This is a genomic window from Agrococcus sp. KRD186, assembly GCF_017168255.1.
Taxonomy (GTDB): Bacteria; Actinomycetota; Actinomycetes; order Actinomycetales; family Microbacteriaceae; genus Agrococcus.
Genome location: NZ_JABFAP010000001.1, coordinates 50,377 through 66,780, shown reverse-complemented (window position 1 = coordinate 66,780; position 16,404 = coordinate 50,377). Strand labels below are relative to the sequence as shown.

The following is a 16,404-nucleotide window of genomic DNA, read 5'->3' as shown; positions in this document are numbered from 1 at the left end:
GCCCAGCCCGAGACCCCCGACCTGCCGCACGCGCACGCCGTGACGTGGGGCGTCGCCGCGCTGCCGCACCGCGGACCCAAGCGCGAGCTGACGACCGAGCGCATCGTCGAAGCGGCGATCGCCCTGGCCGACGAGCACGGGCTCGAGGCGGTCAGCATGGGCAAGGTGGCGGCGGCGGTCGGCGTCGCCCCGATGAGCCTCTACCGCTACGTCACCGGCAAGGACGACCTGCTGCTGCTCATGTACGACACGGCGAGCGAGATCACGGTGCCGGGCGCAGCCGAGAGCTGGCGCAAGGGGCTGCGCGAGTGGGCGATGTTCGTGCGGGCCGCCTACGACGCGCACCCGTGGCTGGCCGATCTGCCGCCGAGCTCGACGCCGACGACGCCGAACCGGCTGGCGATCATCGAGGCGGGGCTGACAGCGTTCGAGGGCGTGCGGATGCCCGACGACGGCAAAGTGGCGACGCTGCTGTTGCTGCTCGGCTACATCGCGCTGTACGCGAAGGCGTCGAGCAACGCGGCGGTCGACGACGCGGTGCGCAGGGCGCTGCCGGAGCTCGTCACCGACGAGCGGTTCCCGCTGCTGGCGCCGGCGGTGCGGGCGGGCGTGTTCGAGCCGGCCGTCACCGACCGCGACACCGGCTTCGGCTTCGGCCTCAGCCGCATCTTCGACGGCATCGAGCGCTGGCTCGAGCGCACCGACAACGTGGCCGACGACATCGACCGGCTGCCGACCGCGATCACCAGTGACAAGCAGGTGCGCGAGGCGGCGAAGCTCGTCGAGAAGGCGCGCATCGAGCTGCGCCAGGCGGAGTCGAAGGCAGCGGATGCGGTGGCCAAGGTCGCAGAGCGCCTTCGGGCCGCAGAATCCAAGGCCGAGGCCGCCGCCGAGCGCGAGGCCGCGAGGGCAGCCCTGAAGGCCGCGAAGGCAGAGGCGAAGGCCCGCAAGTAGGTGTCCACCCACGCCGCGACGTCTGGTGCCTCTGTCGCCGTGCGGCGGCGTGTCAGAGCGGCTGCTTCGCGAGCTCTCGAATCCATGCAGGGGTGTCGACACCACGCTTCGGGTCGTACGTCACCCGAACCCGCGCGGCCAAAATGCGCTCCGCCCGAGTGATGATGCGGCCGGTCGTGCGCGAGCGATACAGTTCAGGCGCCTCCGCCGTCGTCTGCTCCGCAGTCTGCTGCTGCTCAGCCATCATCGCCTCCTGCTTGCATTCTGCCGTTCGCGCCCGATATTGAAGTAGCTCAGGCGCTCTGCTTCGCCAGTTCAACGATCCATTGCGGCGTCTCGACGCCCCGCTTCGGATCGATCGTGACTCGCGCGCGAGCGGCGGCGATCCGCTCTGCTCTCGTGACGGGCCGTCCGGTCAGCCGCGACCGGTACATGGGCTCGGGCACGGACGGTCGCACGGTGGCGGCAGGGTCCTGCTGGTGATCACGCATCGTCGTCTCCTGCTGGCATTGTCCCTGCGTCGACGCCGGAAGTCCAGCCGTCGTCAGATGTGTCGCATCCGCTGACATTGGTGGTCTCGGCTGGCGACGCTCCCACGTCAAGCGCGTAGTCGAGTGCAACGGCGACAATCTCCACCTCGTGCTCGTTTGCCCACTCGCTGGCGCCGAGAGCATCGAGCACTCCGAGTCCGATCACAGCAGCGCCCGCGTCACCGGTCGTGATCTGGTTGAGAGCCCACTCCGCTCGCGCCCACCACTGCGCCTTTCGATCGCGACGTTCCGCGAGTTCACGATCAGCCCGAGCATGGGCTGACGATGACCTGACCGATTGCCGAGTCGCCGCATACGCGACGATCGCAGCGACGACCGCGGCGAGCCCGGCGAAGCCGGACGAAGTGAAGAAGTCGCGCCGGAACGCAGCGTCATCGACGATCGGCGGCACGAGCAGCCCGAGCACGAGCCCGGCAAGGAGCGCGGCGAGCGCCGTCGTCGCGACAAGCGCGACAACGGCCTTTCGCGCACGTTGCCTGCTCTGCATGCGCGCAACGTACGCAATCGTCGAGTAGGGGCGCGCGCCGCTCGGCGCATCCTGTGGACAACCAACTCTGAGGTTGCAACGAGTCGACTGCGGCACAGCGCGTTCTGCGCCTACCGGCGGCGAAACCAAAAGCACCGGACTATTGCATCGCTGGCCGAGTCGGCCGCACCGCCTCGCCCGTCACCGAGGCCCGCTTGCCTCATCCTCCGGTACCCCACCGAGATCGTCGAGCTCCTCGTCGCTGAATCCTGTCAGCATGCGAACGGCGGCGCGATTGGATCCGTCGAGTCGTCGCATCGACTCCTGAATAGCCTCGTGTATCTCGTTACGATGCTTCTCGACGTATTCACGAATTGCGACGCTGACGAGATCCTTCTTCGTCCGCCCGAGGAAGTGAGCAGCATCGGTTGCGAGGCGGTCGGCCTCGGCGTCGACCTTCACGGGGTTCAATGTCGCGGCAGCCATAGGTACTACGGTACTCGGCTACCGGCCACTGGGCGACCAGTGCCACGCCCACGCTCTAGCTCGTCACCGAGAGCGGTTCCCACTGCTGGCCGGCGGTGCGGGCGGGCGTGTTCGAGCCGGCCGTCACCGACCGCGACACCGGCTTCGGGTTCGGCCTCAGCCGTCTCCTTGGCAGCATCGAGCGCTGGCTCAAGGGCACCGATAACGCGGCCGACGACCTCGACCGGCTGCCGACCGCGATCACCAGCGACAAGCAGGTGCGCGAGCGGCGAAGCGTTCACGAGCGCCGGCGATCACACCGCTCGGAGGATCTGCGCCGGCGGCAGGAACGGCGTCGCGTAGCCATCGCGTGCTCCGACCAGCCGCAAGATCTCCGCTCTTGTCAGTCCCGTCTCTCCCAGACGCCGGCCAACCGTGGCAGCCAGTTCAGCATGCTCGGGCGCCAGCAGGTCGCTGCCGGGTTCGCGGGTCTTCCACCCCCGGGCGTTCATCTGCCGATAGAACCGCTGGCGCTCCTCGCCAGATGCCTTTCCCAGTCGATAGGCACGCTCGAAGATCGCCTGCATCGAGACACCCCATTCAGATTTGAGGTCCGACAGCTTCCCAAGCGTGAGATTCATCAACTGGGGCGCGATGACATGCTCCGGCATCAGGAATTCGGCCGCGAACAGGTTGGCTTGCTCCTCCATGTCGCCGTCGACATAGTCGCCGTGCAGCACGAGGTGCCCGAGCTCATGCGCGATTGTCAGTCGCTTGCGATCCGTCGGCAACATCGCATTCAAGATGATGACCGCGTGGTCGCCTGCCCACTGCGACATTCCGTCGATTCGATGGGTCCCAAAGTCTTCTTCAATGACGATGATGCCTGCAGACTCGGTCCAGCGGGTGAGCTTCCGCACGGGGCCGACCGGCATCCTCCACGCGGCGCGCACGAACCCTGCAACCTCCGATGGGGTGTGCTCGTCGGGGTCGAGCCGCAGCACGCGGTTCTGCGGCCGCAGCGGCACACGATCCAATAGGTACGTCGAATGCATTCGAAATGCATTCAGCCGCGCCTCGACGCGCTTCCAGTCCGAGGGCTTGGTCGTCTTCTGCCGTCGCATATGCGCGTCTGCGGCGATGGCCCCCTGCATCCGAAACTCGTGGCGGAGAAACTCGGTGGTCACTCCGAGTGCATCGCCAAGGCGTTCCACGACCTGGTCGTCGGGTTCGCGCAGATCGTTCTCGTATCTCGAAAGCGCGGCTTGGGTGATGCCCAGTCGACTGGCGAGCTCCACCTGTGTGATGTCCGCGGCCCGTCGAAGCACCAGGATCACATCGCCGACACTGCCCGTCATGAGCCAGTCTCGTCCGCTGCCTCATCCATGACACCGCTGAGGTCGAGCTCCGGGAGATCGGGCTCGACAGGCGACCAGGAGAAGCCAGTGGCGTTGCCTGCGTCGCGACGAAGTCGGATCGCCCAGATCGGGTTGTCCTTGCCGTCGCGAAAGGACAGGATCGGGTCTCCGACGGCGTGCAGGGCGGCGTCCCAGAAGTAACCCACTGCGAGTCCGAACGACTCCAAGCCGTCGAGCGTCAGCAGACTGTTCGACCAAAAGGCGCTCGAGCCCTCCGTGGGATACGCCGAGATGCGGTCGCCCGGGTGATGACGCTTGATCCGGATGAGGTATCTGGTGCCGCTGCGGACCTCGCGCACGGGTTCGCGATCGACGATGTGAATCCCCTCCATGCCATGGACGGCCCGGATGAGCCGATCCCAGATCCGCTCGTGGAGGAAGTTGGCTGTGAATCGGCCCGTGAAGCTCGGAAACCATCCCGGTTGCCAATCCCTCAGTGCGACGAAGTCTTCGCGCGCACCGTCGACAGCCTCGATGAACGAGTGGACAAAGCCGTCGCCCAAGTCGGCCAACACGCGCTCGCTGTCCGGATGTCCTTCGGAATTCATACCAGGAAATATACCAGCATCCACCGACGCGCGGGAGAGACGCGCCCACACAACGGGACAGTCCAAACACCGCTGACGCCCAAGTCATCGCAAAGGTTGGGCTGTGCTTCAGAAAGTTTGCGCGCACGCTGGAAGCATGACCCGCAGACTCCTCTCGATGGCCGGCATCGTCATCGCCGGCACCGTCCTCCTCGCCGGCTGCTCCGCTGCGGGCACGTCCGTCTCCCCCGCCGCTGAACCCGGCTTTCAGTCCGCGCCCGACTGGCCCGTCGTCGAGATGCCGCAGGAAGAGAGCGGCGGCGACATGGGCGCCGCCGGCGACGGCTCCGATATGAGCGCCTCCGGCGGCGGCCAGCCCGAGGCCGCAGTCGACGAGGATCGCGCGGTCATCGTCACCGGCAGCGTCTCGATGCGCGCCGGCGATCCCCTCCAGGTGGCGGATGCGGTCTCTGACGCCGCGGTGGCACGTGGCGGCACGATCGACCGCCGGGCCGAAGGCGCCTCGACCGACTTCGAGCCCGCCTGGGCCATCCTCACCGTGCGGGTGCCGGCCACCGAGGTGCCCGGCATGCTCGACGCGCTGCGCGGCCTCGGCGAGGTCGCCACGCTCGACCTGGGCGAAGAGGTCGTCACCAACCAGGTGCGCGATCTCGAGGTGCGAGTGAACGCCTCACGGGCATCCGTCGAGCGCCTCACCGAGCTGCTGACGACCGCGGCCGACACCGAGACGCTGCTCGAGGTCGAGGCGCAGCTGACGCAGCGCACCAGCGAGCTCGAGAGCCTGCTCTCGCAGCAGCGCTCGCTCGAGGAGCTGGTGGCGATGTCGACGCTCGAGGTGCAGATCCGCTCGACGACCGTCGAGGGCCCGACCGGCACGCCCAGCTTCCTCGACGGCCTGGTGAACGGCTGGCAGGGCTTCCTCGCCTGGGGCGCCACCTTCCTGTTCGGCCTGGGTCAGGCGATGCCGACGCTCGTCATCGTCGCCCTCGCCGGCCTCATCGCCTGGCTCATCATCCGTCGCATCATGAAGCGGATGCCGGCACGCACCACCCCGGTCGAGGGCGCGAAGGTCGTCAACCCGGTGGGCGCGAAGGAGCCGGCGCCGGTCGAATAGATTGCTCCACGCCGTCCGGAGTTCCGCAACTGGTGAGCACACGTTGCCCGGGATTCCGCGCGGTGGCGCGGAAGTTGACGGTTGGGCGTGTGGGGGTCGTGTTACTACAGGGTCGGCTCGGACCGGCGTATCGGCCTCAGTTCCCAGTCCGACACTCCGACAGTCGTGTGCCTACAGAATCTGCCGCTCGTCGACGCCAAGAACCGCGGAATCACGCGAATCAGCCACCGCCGAGCGGCCGAAAATGCCTACCAGCTGCGGAACCCCGGGCCGTGGGCGAAGCAGCGCGGGCTAGTCAAAGTCTGACGGGATGCAGAACCGTTCGCGAGCGTCGACTACTCCTCGTGCGCTGAGCCAGGCCGCATAGTGAGCGGCACTGCGACGAGATCTACGCCTGGAATAGTGAGGACGAACTCGTACTCTCCGGGTTCCGACACAATCATGTATCGCGTTGGAAAGACCATCGGCACGTTCAGGGTCTCGGCTCCGGTTCGCTGAATCTCCGGAAAGTCGAGAGTGGCGCTGATCTCGCTCACTGGGACTTGGGTAGCGGCTTGACGCAGCGCAATGCTGATCTCGGTGGCCGACTGAGTGCCGATGCCCGAGACCTCGAGCAGCGCGAAGAAGTCGACACCGATGGGCACCGGGTACGTCTCGGGCCTGATACGACTCACACCTGCGCCGAGAATTTGCCCGAGATTCTCGCGAATGCTTGCGGCATCACAGACGAACGAAGCGAGAAGTCTCATCCTGCGATCCGTGTATGGGAAAGACTGCGCTCAGAACCGCTGGTCGATGCCCGGCCGATCAGGCGCAACGTCTTTCCTGATGCAACAAAGTTGATGTGTTTCAGCCCCGAAGCTTCCGACACCTGAAACGCGTCCTCTTGGAACGACTGCCAGTCAACATCCAAGTACACAAGCCCACGAGCCGCATCGATTTCGGCTACTCGTGCGACTCCCACGAAGTCGGGGCCGCGATCATCAGATTGCACCGCGGTGACACGCTGGTTTGGAGTGAGGCCGAACGGCGTGTGCTCCAAGGGCACGGGGAGCAAACCGGGCCGACGACGACTGTGCCGGTTTGGGTCAACCTCGACGCGGGGTCGAGTGTGCAGGTGAACGCTGGTCATGGCTTCCTCCTCTCCCTCTCATTGAACACTGACTCTAGTCGCAGTAGTTCTTCGTCATCCTCGACATCTGCTATGCGCACGCCGACATGACACGGCGGCGGTTCGTCGTGGAAGACTTCGAACCCAGCAGCCTCGAGCCTGGATCGCGAAGTGAAGGTCACCCAGTTTGCGCTTCGCTCTGCGAGCGCGGCCGCGAGCGCCATCTCTTCTGCAACCTCTCGCGACCGATCTGGCCCGAAGGGCATCGCGAACGCAGAGATTGACGCGATGGCATCGGCTCCGTCGTCTGCTCGATCTCGCTGGTCAGCGATCGCATCGATGCGCAGCCGGTCCGCATCCCAGCGCCAGAGGCGCACTATCGCCTCATCGTCTGCGTGCCCCGCCTCCACGAACGCCATCGTAGCCATGCGCTATCGAGGCGCAGCTGACGCAGCGCACCAGCGAGCTCGAGAGCCTGCTCTCGCAGCAGCGCTCGCTCGAGGAGCTGGTGGCGATGTCGACGCTCGAGGTGCAGATCCGCTCGACGACCGTCGAGGGCCCGACCGGCACGCCCAGCTTCCTCGACGGCCTGGTGAACGGCTGGCAGGGCTTCCTCGCCTGGGGCGCCACCTTCCTGTTCGGCCTGGGTCAGGCGATGCCGGCGCTCGTCATCCTCGCCATCGCCGGCCTCATCGCCTGGCTCAACATCCGTCGCATCATGAAGCGGATGCCGGCACGCACCACCCCGGTCGAGGGCGCGAAGGTCGTCAACCCGGTGGGCGCGAAGGAGCCGGCGCCGGTTGAGTAACCCCGCCGACGTCGCGGGTCGAGGAGACTCGAGAACCTGAGACTTGTGCTTGATCGTGCACATCCCGTAATGTGCATGAACGTACACGTGACGGTGTGAGTTCGATCATGCACATGCGAGGGAGCGGCGATGCGGATACCGACCACGAAGGCCGCTGGAGCTGCGGTGCGTCGAACCCGTCTCGAACGAGACTGGTCGCAGCAGCGGCTCGCAGATGAGGCCGGTGTCAGCAGAGAGTGGGTGTCGGCAGTCGAGCGCGGCAAACCGGCCCTCGATCTCCGACTCCTGCTCGACGTGCTCGACGTGCTCGGGCTCGAGCTCTCGGTGCACCCCGGCGCGGATGCTCGGTCATGAAGCAACTCGACGCCTACATGGACGGCGAACTCGCGGGCGCCTTCACCATGAGCGCTGGAGGCGCGGTGCGCTTCGAGTACACACCCGGGCGCGACGAGCATGCGACGCCGCTCAGTTTGTCGATGCCGACGTACACACGCGAACACTCCGGCAAGGCACCGCTCGCTTGGCTCGACGGCCTGCTGCCCGACAACGACAAGGCACGGGAGGCGATCGCGCGCGAGCACGGCGTCTCCCCGCGGAACCCGTTCTCGATGCTGCAGCACATCGGCCGCGACACCGCAGGGGCGATGCAGCTCGTCCCGGCAGGCGAAGAGCCTGACGACGACCCGTCACAGCGCCCCGGCGGTGATCCCGTCGACGACGAGCGCATGGCCGACGCACTGCGCCGGGCGGTCGCCACATACGAAACTGGCGCACCGCCCCCCGAACACGCCTTCCGACTCAGTCTGGCTGGTGCGCAGCCAAAGATCGCACTCGCCCGCAGTGCAGGCGGTTGGTACTTCGCCGATCGGGGCGTGGCCACCACGCACATCCTCAAACCCGACACCTCGGCGAACGCGCAGCTCTACGCACTCGACATCCCCGAGCGGCTCACGATGATGGCGGCCGCGAGCCTCGGCCTCGACGTCGCGCGCACCGAGCCTTGGCAGAGCCCCGACGGCGAACTCCGCGCGCTGGTCATCGAACGCTTCGACCGTCGCACCGATGGGAAACTGGTGCGGCGAATCCATCAGGAGGATCTCCTGCAGTCGCTGGGGCTACCAACGTCGAAGAAGTACCAGCGCGAGGATGGCGGCCCCGGCGTCGCCGCCATCGGCCAGCTGCTGTCGGCGAGCCTGCGACGCGATGACCGGACCCGCGCCGCCGAGGCGTTCTTCCAGGGACTCGTGTTCAACGTGGCCGTGCTCGGGACAGACGCGCATGCGAAGAACTACTCGCTGCTGCTCGAGGGCCCCAGCGCACGCCTCTCGCCGCTGTACGACCTCGTCTCCACGGCGGGCTACGACCCCGGCTCGAAGCGACGGCTGTCGGCGATGTCGGTCGACGGCGAATACGCCTTTCACAGCATCAATGCCGACGGATTGGTCAAAGAAGCTCGTCGGCTTGGCATACGCGAGGAACATGCTCGGCTCCTGATCGCCAACATCGTCGAACCGCTCGGCGATGCCCTTCTCGATGCACAGCGGGCGCTCGGCGAACAGAACCTCCGCCATCCGCTGATCGCTTCCACTGTGGATGGCATCATGCAGTGGTCGAATCTCGTCATCACGCACGAGCCGAACACGGTCGATCGGTCTGGCTCGGATGACCACGCGGCGCTCCGGCGACGGTCTCCAGCAGGCACACCGTCGGGCGGCCGCTTCACGCGCGGCTCGCAAGACACCTGAGGCCGGCCCGCTCTCGCCCGCGCCACTCGCGGGGGTACCGGGGCTGAGTCGCCGAGCCGCTGACGACCGCGGCCGAGACGCTGCTGCTCGAGGTCGAGGCGCAGCGACGCAGCGCACCGGCGAGCTCGAGAGCCTGCTCTCGGAGCAGCGCTCGCTCGAGGAGCTGGTGGTAATGCCGGCGCTCGTCATCCTCGCCATCGCCGGCCTCATCGCCTGGCTCAACATCCGTCGCATCATGAAGCGGATGCCGGCACGCACCACCCCGGTCGAGGGCGCGAAGGTCGTCAACCCGGTGGGCGCGAAGGAGCCGGCGCCGGTCGAGGAGCGCACCTGCACGCGTCTACTCCTCAGCCGGCGCTGCGGAATCGCTGCTCGACTTGGGGTCCGCATCCTCTGCTCGTCTGTTGCGCCTGAAGAGCGACGCGGCCTTTCCTCCGACAAGGCCCGCGGTACCGGCAATTGCGCCGCTGACGCCCTTGACAGCCGTCAACGCCTGAGGCTCGTCCGGCACACCGTCACCATCGAGGTCGACCGAACGGAACACTCCCGCGGCCTTGCCGCCCGCGGCACCGGCCGTGTCGGCGATTGCTCGACCCGCGCCTTTGACCGCTGTCAGGGCTCTCGCTTCGTCCGGAATCCCGTCACCATCGAGGTCAACCGAGCGGAATGCCTCCGTCGCCTTGCCGACCTTGTCCCAGACCTCCTCTCCGAAGTCTTTGGCGGTGGCTCCGGCGCTCTGCAGTGCAACCAGTGCTCGAGGCGGCTCCGCTGACACTCGGTCGGGCTTCTCGAAGTCATTGAGCCACTCCGGGAAGGCAGTCGGCCGTTCCGGGAATGCCAGGTGCGATGCCTTCACGACGTCCCGACCGAACGTGAAGCTTCCGACTCCACCGATGACGGCACCGATGCCGAAGGGGATCGCCTTGCCGAAGGTTCCGGCGGCGACCTTGCCTCCTGCCTTCGCCGACTCGCGACCCAGCACCAGGGTCAGCGGTGCGAGCGACGATTCAGGCAGGTGCTGCGTGAGCACCTCACCCCAACCATTCGGAATCTTCTTGCCGACGGCGCCGGCGGCTTTCGCGCGAGCCTGATCTACGGCGCCGACACCGGCAGCGGACATGACGATCTTGCTCACCTGGCTCTGCGAACGCTGACCAAGCAGCATTCCGAGCACGAGCGGTTGTGCGCGCTCAGCATCCGTCACGGGAATGTCGTGCATCTCCGCCACGGCGAGCACGTAGAGGGCACTCGTCTCGTAGAAGAAGAGCAGGTCGGCCACGCCGAGACCAGCGCGACCGGAATACCGACACCGGGGATCATCGCGGAGGCGCCGACCCCAGAGCTCGCCAGCGTCACACTCGCGACATAGCGGTTGTCGAGTTCTTTCAGCACGTCTGCGGGCGAAGCGTCGGGCTTGTCGCGGCGCACCGACCGCAGGTACTCCATGACCAGCGGTCGCTGAACTGCGATCGCTTTGAACATCTGGGCTTGGAAGCCCTGCGACTTGGCTACGTCCTTCGCGTGCTCGGCAACGGCAGCTGGCAGATTGCCGCGCTCGGTGGAAGCACGTTCAACAGCAGTTTCGTCAGCGTGGATCTCTTCAGACATGCGACAACCTCGTCTCAGGCATATGCCAGTTTTCCTCACATCATGCCAGTCTGATCAGCGCCGGCGCCCTCAGCGTTCACCCACCGACTTCCCAGCCATTGGGGTACACGTTCGGGGTACGTTCCGAGCATGCAGACCGATCTCCCGCGGCCAGCCGCCTACACCAGCACCGACATCGCCGCGATCCTCGCCGACCTCCAGTCCACCGTCAACGGCGCCACGAGCCTGCACGAGTGGGCCGAGACCGCCACCGTGCCGGTCGACAAGATCGTCGCCGGCGCTGACCTCACCTATCTGCGGCTGCGCGCGCACGACCATGAGGGCGCGCCCATCGTGCTGATGATGCGCGATCAGGTCTGGCAGCGCGCGATCTGAGTCCGCGGGCTCGGACCCGAAACCCTCTACCGTCAGTTGAGACTCCGGGGTACACTCTGCAGAGTCCCCCACCCCAGCCGAACCGTCACGAGGTCCCGCTTGCGCCGCCGCTCCATGCTCCTGTCAGCCATCAGCGTCTTCGCCTTCGGTTCGGCAGTCGCCCTCGCACCCGTCGCGCCCACCGCCGCTGCCGACGACCTCGCCGAGGTGCAGGAGGCGCACTTCGCGGTCATCGACCAGATCGCCCAGTGGGATGCGCTGACGCCCCACCCGCGCCTCGGCGCGATCGAGGGCGACCCGGTGGCGGGCACCATCGCGATCGGCTGGGCCGGCGCTGTGCCCACCGAGGTACAAGAGATAGCGGATGCCGCCGGGGACCAGGGCATCGACGTCACGTTCGTGCCGCAGCGCTCGAGCGAGCAGGAGATGCTCGACATCGCTTACGGCATTGCCGCGAGCATGCCGAGCGACGGCGCCTTCGCGATCGCGCTGAACGCCGACGAGCTCGCGGTCGAGGTGCCCACCGAGCAGGTGGCTGAGTCGGTCGGCACGGAGCACATCCCGCTCGAGGGCGAGGTGCTCGACGTGATCAGCGCGGCCGAGCAAGCTGCGGAGGGCCTGGGCGCGACCGTCACGGTCGAAGAGACCGACAGCGCCCCCGTCAACACCGCGCAGACCCAGCTCCACGCAGGCGCCGCGCCCTTGACCGCGGCCGCCAACCTCCACGCGGGCCGCTCGAACGACACATCCGTGCTCTCCGGCGGCATGCGCGTGCAGACGCAGTGGTCGAGCGGCTGGGTCAACTGCACCTCGGGCTTCACGGGCGTCTACGGCCACCGCCCGCTCATCATCACCGCCGCGCACTGCAGCGACTACGCCGACGGCCGCGCGGTGCGCAACGTGAACGGCACCCGCATCGGCACGAGCGATCTCGTGCGCGAGCTGAACGACGGCGCCCGCCCCTACGACCTGGGCGTCATCGCCGCCTCCTACGACGCGCGCACCCTCCCCCGCATCTACACGGGCGAGACCTCGACGGTCAACATCGTCGGCACGCAGACCACCTGGCCGCCGTCGGGCTACCGCCTCTGCTCCTCCGGCCAGGTCACCGGCTGGAAGTGCGACCTGACCGCCGGCGAGGCCTATGTCACTTGCTACGGCACCAGCCGCGGCAGCGAGTGCATGCATGTGCAGATCGTGCGCTCGAGCGGCACGAGCGCGTTCTGCCTGGGTGACTCGGGCGGCCCGGTCGTCAGCCTGCCGACCGCCCAGGGCGCCATCGCTGTCGGCGTCGTCTCGGGCATCAAGTCGAAGATCAGCGTGCGCTGCTCGCGGGAGGGACTCATCGCGCCCGTCTCGCAGCTGCTGTCCACGGTGCACGGCCTGCAGCTGCACCACGCGCCCCGCCCATGACACTGGTGAGGCGCTCGCCAGGCCCGAGCAAGCGGGCCGACGGCCCCGGGGCGCCTGTCATCGCGGTCCATGTCTACGACTACAGCCAAGTCCTCGTCCTCCGGGCCTTGATTTGGTAGCCGCGCTCCTCGCTGGTTTATACCTCGTGAGGCAAAATTGCGTGAACTCCTCCGAGCTTCGTCGAGCTCCGCTGTGAGGCGCGCGCCCGTCACGATCCGGCTCAATCGGAGTTTTTTTCCCTCCGACTTCATAACAATCCGGACCCGGCGCAACAATCGACTCGAGGGCGTCAGCATTGAAATGGCGACCGTGGACGACACCCTTAAGGCCTTTGGTGCCGCCGGCGTCGGGAGCTTGCGCCTGGGCCCCTCTAACAGCATTGATGTCTTCGTCCGCGATACACGCCTTGAATCCGCGCGGCACGCGCCGCTCGAGCATGCACATTGCATCGAGATCGGGCCCAACCAACCCGGAGTCATCCGGATGGTGTGGGAGCGAGTCAACGGCCAACCCGCACCTGGCGAGGTTTGGGTTGTTTGGACGCACGAAGACCGTGCTGCCGGGTTGGCGCCGATCATGGCCGTTGGCACGGCTGCCCGTGCACTCGCTGCCTACGTCCACGACTCTGCCCAGCCTATGACCGCAGGCCTACTCTCTATGCGTCGACGAGTGCCCCGGCTGAATCGCTGGGACATCCGACAGCGTCTGCGTTCAGAGCGGGAAGGAAATCGCACAGCCATGGCGACAGAGCAACAGGTCTGGTTAGAGAGCATCTCCGTCGAAGGGTTCAGAGGATTCCGTGAGCCAGCCCTCTTGAAACTCGCGCAGCCAAACGGAGAAGACGGTAGCGGGCTGACATTCGTTGTCGGAGCGAACAACACTGGGAAATCGACGGTTTGGGAGTCTTTCGACGCCATAGCTCGCAAACTGAAATCTGACGTCTCGTTCTCTGAGGGCCGTCGAAACCGGGCCACGTCCGGCGGGATACGAATCGAGTTATCCCGGGCGGACGGCTCGCGCTACTGCGTGCAGAGTCGCCATGCGGAGACTAGCGAAACGAAGGGCAGTTGGTCGACGGAAGAGCACCCAACGGCGCTCGAGATCATTACGGTGCCCTCCCGTCGGCAGTTTCAGGCCAGCTTTGGCAGGGGAGGAGGCGCGCAACGCGACTGGATGCACGATGGTTCGGACTTCACCAGGTTTCGGCAACACGACCAGTTCACTGGTCGCCTCTTCGACCTTCACAACAACGAACAGAAGAAGGCAAAGTTCGATGAGCTCATGGCGGAAGTGCTCGGGCATCGCCTGGAATGGGCGATCGAACTAGGCGAGGGTCAGCAGGGCCAGTCCTACTATCTGAAAGTCACAACCGGCGAAGGAGTCCAACACACGAGCGAGGGACTGGGTGACGGGATCATCAGTCTCCTGTACATACTCAATGCACTTTACGACTCGGAGAGTGGCACGCTCCTAGTCTTCGATGAACCCGAACTCTCGCTCCACCCACAACTTGTACGACGTCTCCGCGAGGTGTTCGCGAGATTTGCGGCTACCCGCCAGATCGTCGTCTTCACTCATTCTCCCCAACTAGTGTCATGGGCCGACATCCAGTCCGGCGCAGCGATCGCGCGAGTCTTCAAGGACGGGACAGACTCGAAGCTTGCGCAAGCTACCCGCACAACGATCGACCAAATTCCAGCGTCTCGTGGTGGATGGCGTAATCCGCACACGTTGGGAGTTGACGCCAACGAGGCGTTGTTTCTTGACGACGGCATCATCGTCGTTGAGGGGCAAGAGGACGCCGCCCTTCTGCCCTCCGCATTCGAACTATCCGGGGTGCAGCCGGCCGGCACAGTTTTTGGTTGGGGTTCCGGCGGCTCGGGCAACGTTCTGAAGATCACGAATCTCCTGAAGGAACTCGGATTCCGTCGCGTAGCGGTAGTTCTCGACAATAACGTACCTGACATCGCAAACAAGATCCGCGATGCGCATTACGATGTCTTCGTCGCTGAGATTCCGGCGCCGGACATTCGTGACAAACCAGCGTTCAGTTCGAGATCAGTTAAGGGCCTGCTAACCGAAGACGGGAAGGCCATCAAGGACGAATTTAAGGCTGACACTCGGACCTTACTTGGCAAGGTCGCAGGCTACATCCTCACCGGCGAGGTGCCCATTCGGGACAGCATTGCCCCCGAGTCGCAGGAGTAGGAGTCGCTCCAGGCCAACGGCACCCGCATCGGCACGAGCGATCTGGTGCGCGAGCTGAACGACGGCGCCCGCCCGTACGACCTGGGCGTCATCGCCGCCTCCTACGACGCGCGCACCCTCCCCCGCATCTACACGGGCGAGACCTCGACGGTCACCATCGTCGGCACGCAGACCACCTGGCCGCCGTCGGGCTACCGCCTCTGCTCCTCCGGCCAGGTCACCGGCTGGAAGTGCGACCTGACCGCCGGCGAGGCCTACGTCACCTGCTACGGCACCAGCCGCGGCAGCGAATGCATGCACGTGCAGATCGTGCGCTCGAGCGGCGCGAGCGCGTTCTGCCTCGGCGACTCCGGCGGCCCGATCGTCAGCCTGCCGAGCTCCCAGGGCGCCATCGCTGTCGGCGTCGTCTCGGGCATAAAGTCGAAGATCAGCGTGCGCTGCTCGCAGGAGGGGCTCATCGCTCCCGTCTCGCAGCTGCTGTCCACGGTGCACGGCCTGCAGCTGCACACCGCGAACCGCCCATAGCCAGCACGCACTCCAGACGCGGCTCCAGACCACCGTCGATTCAGCGACATCAGATACGTTTGAGCGCAAGCACGCCGACCCGAGAGCTCATCACATGCCACGACGCCGCACGCGCGCCAATCTGATCGCCATCTCTTTGGTAGTCGCACTCGCGATCACCGGCTGCGGTCCCCAAGAACCGACACTGAGTGCGACGCCGACGCCAACGGCCGCAGCACCGTCCCCCGTCGCCACGTCGACGCCGACGCCGACGCCCACCGGCCCCGTCGACCCCTTGCCCGACGGCGCGGTCACGGCCCTGCTCCTCGGCACCGACTCACGCACGCCCGGCAGCATGACGGGCAATGCAGACGCGATCATGCTCGCGCAGATCTCTGCAGACAGGGAGTCGCTCACGCTCGTCTCCATCACCCGCGATTCGTGGGTGGAGATCCCGGGCTGGGGTTCGGGCAAGATCAACTCCGCGTTCGCACGCGGCGGCACCTCGGTGATGCGCGACACCGTCTCCCACATGTTCGGCGGCCTCGAGATCGACTACGTGGTGCAGACCGACTTCGAGGGCTACATCGGCATGACGCGTGCGCTCGACGGGTTCGACGCCGAGAACCAGTACCCCACGCAGGTCACGGTGATCAGCACCGGCCGCGTCGTCGACTTCACCGCTGACCCCGTGCACCTTGCTGCTACCGACGGGCTCATCTACGTGCGGCAGCGCAAGGGGCTGCCTGCCGGCGACCTCGACCGAGCTGAGCGCCAGCGGGCGGCCGTGGCCGGCATGCTTGAGCGCATGGATGAGATCGCCTCGAGCGGCGATGCCGGCGCGCTGCTCGAGCTCTTCACCCATATCGCGAGCCGCACGAAGATCACCGGCGATCTCTCGATCGACGACATGATCGCGCTCACAGCGCTGAGCCAGAACCTCGAACGCGACGACGTCGTGAGCCTGATGGCGCCGATCACAGGCTTCGGCAATCAGGGCGGGCAGTCGGTCAACGTCGTCGATCAGGCGCAGACCGCAGCGCTCGGCGAAGCGCTGCGCGCGGGCGACATCGCACCCTACGTCGACGCCAACGGCACCGACTACGTCCCGTAGCC

Annotated in this window: 21 protein-coding genes; 10 read left to right on the top strand and 11 right to left on the bottom strand. The window is 66.3% G+C overall.

The window, feature by feature from the left end; translation table 11 throughout:
- The coding region (locus J1M46_RS00365; protein WP_206445784.1) for a TetR/AcrR family transcriptional regulator at positions 1–954 on the top strand (954 nt) is incomplete at its 5' end.
- Between the two features lie 52 nt (positions 955–1,006).
- On the opposite strand, the gene J1M46_RS00360 is transcribed toward J1M46_RS00365, so the two are convergent.
- The 6 genes from J1M46_RS00360 to J1M46_RS00335 form a co-directional block, all read right to left on the bottom strand.
- Positions 1,007–1,198 (bottom strand): hypothetical protein, encoded by a 192-nt coding sequence (locus J1M46_RS00360; protein WP_206445774.1) that lies wholly within the window; start codon positions 1,196–1,198, stop codon positions 1,007–1,009.
- 49 nt (positions 1,199–1,247) lie between these two features.
- Positions 1,248–1,400: a hypothetical protein gene (locus J1M46_RS00355; RefSeq protein WP_206445772.1), complete on the bottom strand. Its 153-nt coding sequence runs from the start codon at positions 1,398–1,400 to the stop codon at positions 1,248–1,250.
- 37 nt (positions 1,401–1,437) lie between these two features.
- Positions 1,438–1,992 (bottom strand): hypothetical protein, encoded by a 555-nt coding sequence (locus J1M46_RS00350; RefSeq protein ID WP_206445770.1) that lies wholly within the window; start codon positions 1,990–1,992, stop codon positions 1,438–1,440.
- 180 nt (positions 1,993–2,172) lie between these two features.
- Positions 2,173–2,457 (bottom strand): type II toxin-antitoxin system VapB family antitoxin, encoded by a 285-nt coding sequence (locus J1M46_RS00345; protein WP_206445768.1) that lies wholly within the window; start codon positions 2,455–2,457, stop codon positions 2,173–2,175.
- A gap of 293 nt (positions 2,458–2,750) precedes the next feature.
- A complete protein-coding gene (locus J1M46_RS00340) occupies positions 2,751–3,794 on the bottom strand; it encodes a helix-turn-helix domain-containing protein (RefSeq protein WP_206445766.1) in 1,044 nt (347 codons plus the stop codon).
- Entirely contained in the window at positions 3,791–4,402 is a 612-nt protein-coding gene (locus tag J1M46_RS00335; protein ID WP_206445764.1) for a hypothetical protein, read from the bottom strand. The genes J1M46_RS00340 and J1M46_RS00335 overlap by 4 nt, the downstream gene beginning before the upstream one ends.
- A 136-nt stretch (positions 4,403–4,538) precedes the next feature.
- On the opposite strand from J1M46_RS00335, the gene J1M46_RS00330 reads away from it, so the two are divergent.
- Positions 4,539–5,516: a DUF4349 domain-containing protein gene (locus J1M46_RS00330; protein WP_206445762.1), complete on the top strand. Its 978-nt coding sequence runs from the start codon at positions 4,539–4,541 to the stop codon at positions 5,514–5,516.
- 335 nt (positions 5,517–5,851) lie between these two features.
- Here J1M46_RS00330 and J1M46_RS00325 read toward each other — a convergent pair whose 3' ends face one another.
- From J1M46_RS00325 to J1M46_RS00315, 3 genes are read right to left on the bottom strand one after another with little or no spacing between them, the layout of a single operon-like run.
- On the bottom strand, positions 5,852–6,265 hold the full coding sequence (locus J1M46_RS00325) for a DUF6941 family protein (RefSeq protein WP_206445752.1): 414 nt from the start codon (positions 6,263–6,265) through the stop codon (positions 5,852–5,854).
- Entirely contained in the window at positions 6,262–6,648 is a 387-nt protein-coding gene (locus J1M46_RS00320; protein WP_206445750.1) for a hypothetical protein, read from the bottom strand. The genes J1M46_RS00325 and J1M46_RS00320 overlap by 4 nt, the downstream gene beginning before the upstream one ends.
- Entirely contained in the window at positions 6,645–7,046 is a 402-nt protein-coding gene (locus J1M46_RS00315; RefSeq protein ID WP_206445748.1) for a hypothetical protein, read from the bottom strand. The genes J1M46_RS00320 and J1M46_RS00315 overlap by 4 nt, the downstream gene beginning before the upstream one ends.
- A gap of 14 nt (positions 7,047–7,060) precedes the next feature.
- On the opposite strand from J1M46_RS00315, the gene J1M46_RS00310 reads away from it, so the two are divergent.
- The 3 genes from J1M46_RS00310 to J1M46_RS00300 all read left to right on the top strand — a co-directional run bounded on the left by J1M46_RS00310 (position 7,061) and on the right by J1M46_RS00300 (position 9,180).
- Positions 7,061–7,435: a DUF4349 domain-containing protein gene (locus J1M46_RS00310; protein ID WP_206448494.1), complete on the top strand. Its 375-nt coding sequence runs from the start codon at positions 7,061–7,063 to the stop codon at positions 7,433–7,435.
- Positions 7,436–7,564: 129 nt separating this feature from the next.
- Positions 7,565–7,789 carry a helix-turn-helix transcriptional regulator gene (locus J1M46_RS00305; RefSeq protein ID WP_206445746.1) on the top strand — a complete coding sequence of 75 codons (225 nt, stop codon included), beginning with the start codon at positions 7,565–7,567 and terminating at the stop codon, positions 7,787–7,789.
- Complete coding sequence (locus J1M46_RS00300) at positions 7,786–9,180, top strand: HipA domain-containing protein (RefSeq protein ID WP_206445744.1); 1,395 nt, start codon at positions 7,786–7,788, stop codon at positions 9,178–9,180. The genes J1M46_RS00305 and J1M46_RS00300 overlap by 4 nt, the downstream gene beginning before the upstream one ends.
- Positions 9,181–9,520: 340 nt before the next feature.
- On the opposite strand, the gene J1M46_RS00295 is transcribed toward J1M46_RS00300, so the two are convergent.
- A complete protein-coding gene (locus tag J1M46_RS00295; RefSeq protein ID WP_206445735.1) occupies positions 9,521–10,459 on the bottom strand; it encodes a hypothetical protein in 939 nt (312 codons plus the stop codon).
- Entirely contained in the window at positions 10,381–10,788 is a 408-nt protein-coding gene (locus J1M46_RS00290) for a hypothetical protein (RefSeq protein WP_206445734.1), read from the bottom strand. The genes J1M46_RS00295 and J1M46_RS00290 overlap by 79 nt, the downstream gene beginning before the upstream one ends.
- A 129-nt stretch (positions 10,789–10,917) precedes the next feature.
- On the opposite strand from J1M46_RS00290, the gene J1M46_RS00285 reads away from it, so the two are divergent.
- The 5 genes from J1M46_RS00285 (at position 10,918) to J1M46_RS00265 (ending at position 16,402) form a co-directional block, all read left to right on the top strand.
- Positions 10,918–11,163, top strand: coding sequence for a hypothetical protein (locus J1M46_RS00285; protein ID WP_206445733.1), 246 nt, complete (start codon positions 10,918–10,920; stop codon positions 11,161–11,163).
- 114 nt (positions 11,164–11,277) lie between these two features.
- Complete coding sequence (locus tag J1M46_RS00280; protein ID WP_206445732.1) at positions 11,278–12,576, top strand: trypsin-like serine protease; 1,299 nt, start codon at positions 11,278–11,280, stop codon at positions 12,574–12,576.
- A 309-nt stretch (positions 12,577–12,885) separates the two neighbouring features.
- Complete coding sequence (locus J1M46_RS15715; protein ID WP_206445731.1) at positions 12,886–14,784, top strand: AAA family ATPase; 1,899 nt, start codon at positions 12,886–12,888, stop codon at positions 14,782–14,784.
- A gap of 45 nt (positions 14,785–14,829) precedes the next feature.
- Positions 14,830–15,309 (top strand): trypsin-like serine protease, encoded by a 480-nt coding sequence (locus J1M46_RS00270; protein WP_206445730.1) that lies wholly within the window; start codon positions 14,830–14,832, stop codon positions 15,307–15,309.
- 334 nt (positions 15,310–15,643) lie between these two features.
- Positions 15,644–16,402 (top strand): LCP family protein, encoded by a 759-nt coding sequence (locus tag J1M46_RS00265; RefSeq protein ID WP_206445729.1) that lies wholly within the window; start codon positions 15,644–15,646, stop codon positions 16,400–16,402.
- The last annotated feature ends 2 nt before the right edge of the window (positions 16,403–16,404 follow it).